The organism is Sphingobium sp. HDIP04, assembly GCF_000445085.1.
GTDB classification, from domain to species: domain Bacteria; phylum Pseudomonadota; class Alphaproteobacteria; order Sphingomonadales; family Sphingomonadaceae; genus Sphingobium; species Sphingobium indicum.
Map to the genome: position 1 here is coordinate 21,131 of NZ_ATDO01000070.1, position 7,410 is coordinate 28,540.

Below are 7,410 nucleotides of genomic sequence, written 5' to 3' on the forward strand. Positions count from 1 at the left end.
AATTTCCGGCGGTCATCAGAAGGTTGGTTGATGCAAGGCGTTCGGAAAGGCGGGGCTTTTCCGGAACGGGTCTCTGTGTCGCATCGCCCCTGCCTATGGGGGTGCAGTTGATGGGGGTCGACTGTTTATGAAGGATATTGCGGCAGTGATTGGAAGTTTGAGCGGTCTCGACACGCAGCAGAATGCGCGCCTGGAGACTGCCTGGGCGACCATTCGCGCCGGCCTGCGCCGCGACATCGGCGCGCGCATGTTCGACCAGTGGCTGAAGGCCGCGCAACTGGGCGACTATTGCCCCGAATCGCAGACGCTCGACCTGCTGTTCGCTTCCGACTTCACGGCCAATTTCGTGTCGGGCCAGTTCGGCGACCGCCTGCGGATGGCGTGGCGCTGCGCGGGGGCGGGCGTGCGGGAGCTGCGCCTGCTGCGCGCCCCCAATGCGGTCGGACCCCGCGTTCTGGAATTGCACCAGGCGGAGGAGACCGTTGCCGACGACGGCGCCGCCGACCTGCCACCCGCTTCCAATTTCCAGCCGCGCCACGGCTTCGACGGGTTCGTGACGGGCGAGACCAATCATCTCGCCTATTCGGCGGCCCAGGCCATGGCCGGGGAAGCCCAGCCGCGCTTCAGCCCCCTCTTCATCCATGGCGGCACCGGCCAGGGCAAGACGCACCTTCTCCACGCCATCGCCCGGCTCTTTTCCAGCCATTCGCCCTCGGCCCCGGTCCTCTATATGTCGGCCGAGCGGTTCATGATGGAATTCGTGAACGCGATGCGCGCCAATGAAACCATGATGTTCAAGGCGCGGCTGCGGGCGGCGCGGCTGCTGCTGATCGACGACATCCAGTTCATCGCCGGCAAGGGATCGACGCAGGAGGAGTTCCTGCACACGATCAACGACCTGATCGATTCGGGCGCCCGCATCGTCGTGACCGCCGACCGCGCGCCGCAGATGCTGGACGCGATTGATGCGCGCATCCTCTCTCGCCTGGCTGGCGGACTGGTGGCCGACATCCGTCCTGCCGGACTGGACCTGCGCCTCGCGATCCTGGAGGCGAAGCGCGCCATCGCGGGCGATCCGCCGGTGCCCGACGCCGTGGTGGATTTCCTCGCCCGCTCGATCCGTTCCAATGTGCGCGAACTGGAGGGCGCGTTCAACAAGCTGATCGCCTACGGCCAGCTTACCGGCCGCTCCATCGACCTGGAATTCGCGCAGGCGATGCTGGCGGACGCGGTGCGCGCCAATGCCCGCCGCATCACCGTGGACGAGATACAGAAGGCCTGTGCCGCGCATTACAAGATCGACGCGGCGGAAATGCGTTCCAAGCGCCGGGCGCGGGCGGTGGCCCGTCCGCGCCAGGTGGCGATGTATCTGGCCAAGAAGATGACGCCGCGTTCCCTGCCCGAAATCGGCCGCATCTTCGGCGGGCGCGACCATAGCACCGTGATTCACGCCGTGCGCACGATCGAGGAACTGCGTCAGAGCAATCCGGACATGGACGCCGACATTCGCGCCCTGCAGCGCCAGTTGGAAGGCTGACAGCCGGGTGGCTTTGGATTAGGCTTTGCCCATGATCCGACAGCTTGCCCTTTTCCTTGCCGCTTTCATCGCCTTCACTCCCGCTTTCGCCCAGACGGCCCCGGTTCCGCCGCCCGCCGATGTGAAGGTCGCGCTGGAAACCGGCAGCGGGCGGATAGTGGTGGCCGTGCATCTCGCCCAGGCGCCCGTCACCGCCGCCAATTTCCTGCGCTATGTCGATCAGAAGCGGCTGGACGGCACATCATTCTATCGCGGCGTCGGTTCTGCCGACTATGGTTTCGTGCAGGGCGGCGCGCAGAACGACCCAAAGCGCATCCTGCCGCCGATCAAGCATGAACCGACCAGCCAGACCGGCCTTACCCATGATGATGGCGCGCTCTCCATGGCCCGCTATGCGCCCGGCAGCGCGGCCGGGGATTTCTTCATCGTGCTGGGCAAGATGCCCGGCATGGACGCGCATCCCGAAGCGCCGGGCGACAATCAGGGCTTCGCCGTCTTCGCCCATGTGGTGGAGGGGCTGGACGCGGTGAAGACGATCCTCGCCGCGCCCAAATCGCCCACGGCGGGCGAGGGCGTGATGAAGGGGCAGATGCTGGAACAGCCGGTGAAGATACTGACGGCGCGGCGCATCCCCTGATCGCCCTATAGATGGAAGGCGACAGTTCGCTTTCTCTCCCCGTTCGCCCTGAGCTTGTCGCAGGGCCTTATTTCTTCTTCGGATGCGTGATTTAAAAGAAAAGCGAAGGGCTTCGACAGGCTCAGCCCGAACGGTTTTCTGAGGTCCGCTCGTGGCCAAAAAACCCCACAGGCCCATAAAAAACCCGGCGATCCTCGACCGCCGGGCATTTGGGCATGGCCATAAGCCGCCCGCCTGAAAAACCGCTCAACCCTTCTTTTCGGGCGGCAGCGTGATCTTCACATTTTCCCCATTCTGGCCGGGGAAGCCGGTGAACATCGCGTCGATTAGGTTCGGCACCAGATAGGTCAGCTTGTTGGACAGCGACTGGGCCTGCGCCTTGCCCTCGAACAGGCGGCGATTGTCGGCGGCGCGGTCGATCTTCATGCTGAGGTCGCCGGTGTAGACGGTATAGCTGGTCACGTCATTATAGCCGCCCGGACCGAACAGCCACGGATCATAGAAGCCATAGCCCCAGGGGCGGCCCCAGCGGCCGCGCCAGCCCCATCCGCCATAGAAGAACGGGTCCGGCGCGCCGAAGCCGGTCGAGCGCACCTTTTCCCGCCCAGTATCGACGCCATAGGCCACGCGCACGATCAGGTCCGCCCGCGCCGGATCGCCGGCCGCGACATAGCCGGTCTGGGTCAGCCGCTGGCCGACAAGGTCGGCATAATGCGAAAATTCAAGGCCGCCTGCCAGGCGCGGATCGTCCGCGACGATGGTGAAGCTCTGCCCGGCGGGGGCCGGAAGCTGCTGAAAGCGGGCGACGTCCGCCTTGAACGACGTCGCGCAGCCTGAAAGCGCCGCAAGCGCCAGGGCGGGCGCCGCGAGCAAGCCGATCTTTTTGAAACGGGTCATTTTTCTTGCGTCCTGTACCAGGCACCAAGCCTGCCAAACATCTTGCGTCCTGCCTTAGCAAAACGCAACTGAACATCGTTTGAACGCACGTAACGGGCGAACGGGCGCAAACCATGTCCTGCCACCCCTAGGACGGCGCGGACCGGATTATCCCGTCACCGGCTGGAAGGGCCGCGACTTTAGCGGCCCCACGGCATCAGCGCATCAGTCCCATCGCGTCATAGGCCGCGCGGAGCGTGGGCTCGGCAGCGGCAGACGCCTTGGCCGCTCCCTTTTCCAAGATGGCGTCCAGCGCCGCGTCGTCGGTGCGCAATTCCATGAACCGAGACCGGATCGGGCGCAGCGTTTCCACCAGCAGTTCGCCCAAGGCCGGCTTGAACGCGCCGAAGCCCTTGCCGGCGAATTCGGCGCAGACCGCGTCCACGCTCATGCCCGACAGAGCCGCATAGATGCCGAGCAGATTGTTCGCTTCCGGACGCCCGGCCAGCCCCTCCGCGCTTTCGGGCAGCGGTTCGGGATCGGTCTTCGCCTTCTTCACCTTCTGCATGATCGCATCGTCATCGTCGGTCAGGTTGATGCGGCTCATGTCGGAGGGGTCGGACTTGGACATCTTCGCCGTGCCGTCGCGCAGCGACATGATGCGCGCCGATTCCTTCGGGATGATCGGGTCGGGCAGGGTGAACAGCTCCACGCCGAAATCGGTGTTGAACTTGGTCGCAATGTCGCGGGCCAGTTCCAGATGCTGCTTCTGATCCTCGCCCACCGGAACATGGGTGGCGTTGTAGACCAGGATGTCCGCCGCCTGGAGCACCGGATAGACGAACAGGCCGATGGACGCCCCCTCGCGATCCTTGCCGACCTTGTCCTTGAACTGGGTCATGCGATTGAGCCAGCCGATGCGCGCCGTGCCGTTCAGCAGCCAGCACAGTTCCGCATGGGCGGGCACCCGCGCCTGGTTGAACAGGACGGAACGGTCCGGATCGATCCCGGCGGCCACCAGAGCGGCGGCCATGTCGCGGACATTGCGGATGCGCTGTTCGCGCCCCTCATGCACGGTGATCGAATGCATGTCGGCCAGGAAGAAGAAGCACTGGCTCTGGCTGTCCATCTCATCCTGCATCCGCACCCAGTTGCGGATCGCGCCCAGATAATTGCCCAGATGCAGATTGCCGGTCGGCTGGATGCCGGAAAGGACGCGCATTCTTCTATCCGTTCTCTGTCTTGGTTGCACTTTTGCGCCGCATCAGCGCCTTGAGGTCGGACAGCCGATAGGCGCCAGTGACGAAACAGGCCACCCCGTACAGCGCGATCCCCGCGCCGACAAGCAGGGCGAGCGCGACATAGCGCTGGACCATCGCCCCGCCGAGCCACGGATCGAGCACTCCCTCGCCCGCATAAAGCACGCCGCCCATCGCGACCGCAGCCACCGCCAGCCGGGGCAGGCGCCGCCGCAATTGCGCGTCGGCGGCGAAATGCCCGCGCTTCACCAATGTCGAATAGAGCATCGCCACATTGACGGTGGAGGAGAGCGCCGTCGCCAGCGGCGGCCCGACATGCCCCATATCCGCTCGCGCCAGCAGCGGGATCAGCAGGAAATTGCCGACGATGTTGATGAGGATCGACAGCATCGCATAGCGCACCGGCGTCTTCGTATCGCCCCGCGCATAATAGCCGGGCGTCAGCACCTTCACGAGCACATAGGATGGCAGGCCGATGGAAAAGGCCGACAGCGCCCATCCGCAACGCTCCGCATCCTCGACGGTGAAGCGCCCATATTGGAAAAGGCCCCGCACGATCGGTTCCGCCACGGTGATGAAGGCGACGGTCGCGGGCAGCGTCAGGAACAGCGCCAGTTCGATGCCCCGGTTCTGCGTGTCCATCGCTTGCCTGTCCTGCCCCGTGGAAAGCAGGCGCGAAATGGTCGGCAGCAATATGGTGCCCAGGCCGATGCCGATCAGCCCCAGCGGCAACTGGTTCAGCCGGTCTGCATAATAGATATAGGTGATCGAACCGGAGGCGAGCAGCCAGCCCGACAGAGCGGTCGAGATCAGCAAGTTGATCTGCGAAGCCCCGGCCCCCGCCGCCGCCGGGACGATCAGCCGCAGCAATTCCTTCACATCGGCATCGAAGCGCGGGCGCTTGAGCTTCATCGACACGCCCGCCCGGCGGCAGGCCCAGATCAGCCAGAGCAGTTGCAGCGCGCCGCCGACGGTGACGGAAATCGCCTGCACCCGCGCCGTTTCATATTCGTCGGCGCCATGGAACAGCCACAGCCCCGCGATCATCGCCACGTTGAGCAGGATCGGCGCGGCCGCATTCACCCAGAATTTGTCGAGCGAATTCAATATCCCGCCCAGCAGCGACGCCAGGCTGATCAGTGCCAGATAGGGCAGGGTGATGCGCGAAAGCATGACCGCGAAGGCGAACTGCTCCGGCGTAGGATTCTGGCGGGAGAAGCCGCCGGAGAGTGCCCAGGTGATCGGCCACGCCGCCGCGATCAGGAGCGCGGTGAAGACGACCAGCACCGGCAATAGCACGGCAAGGGCGCGCTCGGCGAAATGATAGCCTTCCGCGACCCCGCCCGGTCCCGCCGCCTTGCGGTTGAACATCGGGATGAAGGCGGCGGAAAAGGCGCCCTCGGCAAAGAGGGCGCGGAACATGTTGGGCAGGCGGAAGGCGACCCCGTTGAAGGCGTCCGACGCGAAGCCCGCCCCGACATAGCGCGCCGCCAGCGAATCGCGCACCAGCGCGAGTATCCGGCTGGCGAGCGTCAGCCCGCCGACGGAACCGAGGGCCTTGGCGAGCTTCATGGCAAGACCTCTCCTCCCGTTCGCCCTGAGCTTGTCGAAGGGCTGCACTTCTTCTTGATCGGAAGAAAGTGGAGGGCTTCGACAAGCTCAGCCCGAACGGGGGGATGGATCATTCCCAGACTCAGGCGTGCCCTGCCGGTTCGCCCGCGGTCTGCGCCATCGCCTCGGCCTGCTGGATGTAAAGCCCGCCGAAATCGATGGGGTCGAGCAGCAGCGGCGGGAAGCCGCCGTCGCGGATCGCATCGGCCAGCACGCGGCGGGCGAAGGGGAAGATAAGGCGCGGCGCTTCGGCCAGCATGAAGGGCTGCATCTGGTCCTCCGGCACGTTGCGCATGCCGAAGATCGCGGCGTAGACCAGCTCCACGGCGAAGGCGGTGCCCTGCGGCGCGGTTGCCTTGACCTCGATCTTCAGGGACACTTCGACGACTTCCTCGCCCACCTTGTCGGCGCCGATGTTGAACTGCACGTCGATCTGCGGCTGGTCCTGCCACTGGTATACGGCGGGCGCGTTCGGATTTTCGAAGGACATGTCCTTCACATATTGGCTGATCAGCGCGATCTGCGGGCCGTTGTCGGCGCCATTGCCGGTGGTCTGAACGGTATCGGCTTCCTCGGCCATCTCATTTCCCTGGTTCTTAAGGTTTGCTGGGGGCGGAATGTCCGCGCCTGTCGATCCGCGCGCTTAGCAGGGGCGGCGGGAGGGGGCAATGCGGCACTTGAACAGCGGCCATTTGAATATGCGCGGAAACATGCCTATGTTGGTCGCGTTACAGTTTCAGATTCAGTCCAAAGGGTGCCTGACCCCGTGTATGTGATCGTCATCCTCGCCATGATTGCCGGTTTTCTGGCGCTGCGGCTCTATTCCGTGCTCGGCAAGCGGACCGGGCATGAGCAGGAGCCTGCCCTTCGCCCGGCGGAGGAGCGCGCCAAGGTGACGATCGTGCAGCCGCGCCCGGTTCCGGAAATGGCGGGCGATTCGGTCCGGCTGTCCGAAGGGCTGATCGCACCCGGCGGCGAAGCAGGCGTGCGCGCGCTGATCGCGGCCGACCGCAGCTTCGACGTGCCCCAGTTCGTGGAAGGCGCCAAGGCCGCCTACAAGATGGTGCTGGAGGCGTTCTGGCGCGGCGACCGGCAGGAACTGGAATGGCTGTGCGACGCCGATGTGCTGGCCTCCTTCGAGGAAGCGATCGCGGCTCGGGAGGCGGAGGGCCATGTCCTCGACAACCGCCTTGTTCGCATCGAAAAGGTGCAGATCGTCGACGCGGGCGTCACCGGACGCATGGCGGAGATTTCGCTGCGCTTCGAAGCGGACATCGCCGCCGTCACCCGCGACCGCGACGGCAATGTGGTTGCCGGTTCGCTGACCGACGCCGTCGGCACCAACGACATCTGGACGTTCACGCGCGACCTGCGCAGCACCGATCCCAACTGGAAGCTCAGCGAGACCGACGAGGCGGCATGACCCTGCGTCAGTCGTGGGGGGCGCTGGCCGCGGCGCTGCTGCTGTCGGCTTGCGCGGGCGGCGTGAT

At 65.2% G+C, this 7,410-nt stretch carries 7 protein-coding genes; 3 read left to right on the forward strand and 4 right to left on the reverse strand.

What is annotated here, in order from left to right:
- Nucleotides 1-127 precede the first annotated feature (127 nt).
- Together dnaA and L286_RS31790 are read left to right on the forward strand one after the other, a co-directional pair.
- Nucleotides 128-1,537 carry a chromosomal replication initiator protein DnaA gene (gene dnaA / locus L286_RS31785; RefSeq protein WP_013039317.1) on the forward strand — a complete coding sequence of 470 codons (1,410 nt, stop codon included), beginning with the start codon at nt 128-130 and terminating at the stop codon, nt 1,535-1,537.
- A gap of 31 nt (nt 1,538-1,568) precedes the next feature.
- The gene (locus L286_RS31790) at nt 1,569-2,174 is read left to right on the forward strand and encodes a peptidylprolyl isomerase (protein ID WP_020819916.1); all 606 of its coding nucleotides are present in this window, start codon (nt 1,569-1,571) and stop codon (nt 2,172-2,174) included.
- Between the two features lie 246 nt (nt 2,175-2,420).
- Here L286_RS31790 and L286_RS31795 read toward each other — a convergent pair whose 3' ends face one another.
- From L286_RS31795 to secB, 4 genes are all read right to left on the reverse strand, one after another.
- Nucleotides 2,421-3,071: a DUF4136 domain-containing protein gene (locus tag L286_RS31795; RefSeq protein WP_020819915.1), complete on the reverse strand. Its 651-nt coding sequence runs from the start codon at nt 3,069-3,071 to the stop codon at nt 2,421-2,423.
- Between the two features lie 196 nt (nt 3,072-3,267).
- The gene (gene trpS / locus L286_RS31800; RefSeq protein WP_020819914.1) at nt 3,268-4,272 is read right to left on the reverse strand and encodes a tryptophan--tRNA ligase; all 1,005 of its coding nucleotides are present in this window, start codon (nt 4,270-4,272) and stop codon (nt 3,268-3,270) included.
- A 4-nt stretch (nt 4,273-4,276) separates the two neighbouring features.
- Nucleotides 4,277-5,881 carry a murein biosynthesis integral membrane protein MurJ gene (murJ, locus tag L286_RS31805; protein ID WP_020819913.1) on the reverse strand — a complete coding sequence of 535 codons (1,605 nt, stop codon included), beginning with the start codon at nt 5,879-5,881 and terminating at the stop codon, nt 4,277-4,279.
- Nucleotides 5,882-6,002: 121 nt separating this feature from the next.
- Nucleotides 6,003-6,500 carry a protein-export chaperone SecB gene (gene secB, locus L286_RS31810; protein WP_007687711.1) on the reverse strand — a complete coding sequence of 166 codons (498 nt, stop codon included), beginning with the start codon at nt 6,498-6,500 and terminating at the stop codon, nt 6,003-6,005.
- Nucleotides 6,501-6,686: 186 nt separating this feature from the next.
- Between secB and L286_RS31815 the strand changes: the two genes are divergently transcribed.
- Nucleotides 6,687-7,343, forward strand: coding sequence for a Tim44/TimA family putative adaptor protein (locus L286_RS31815; RefSeq protein WP_007687714.1), 657 nt, complete (start codon nt 6,687-6,689; stop codon nt 7,341-7,343).
- Nucleotides 7,344-7,410: the final 67 nt, after the last annotated feature.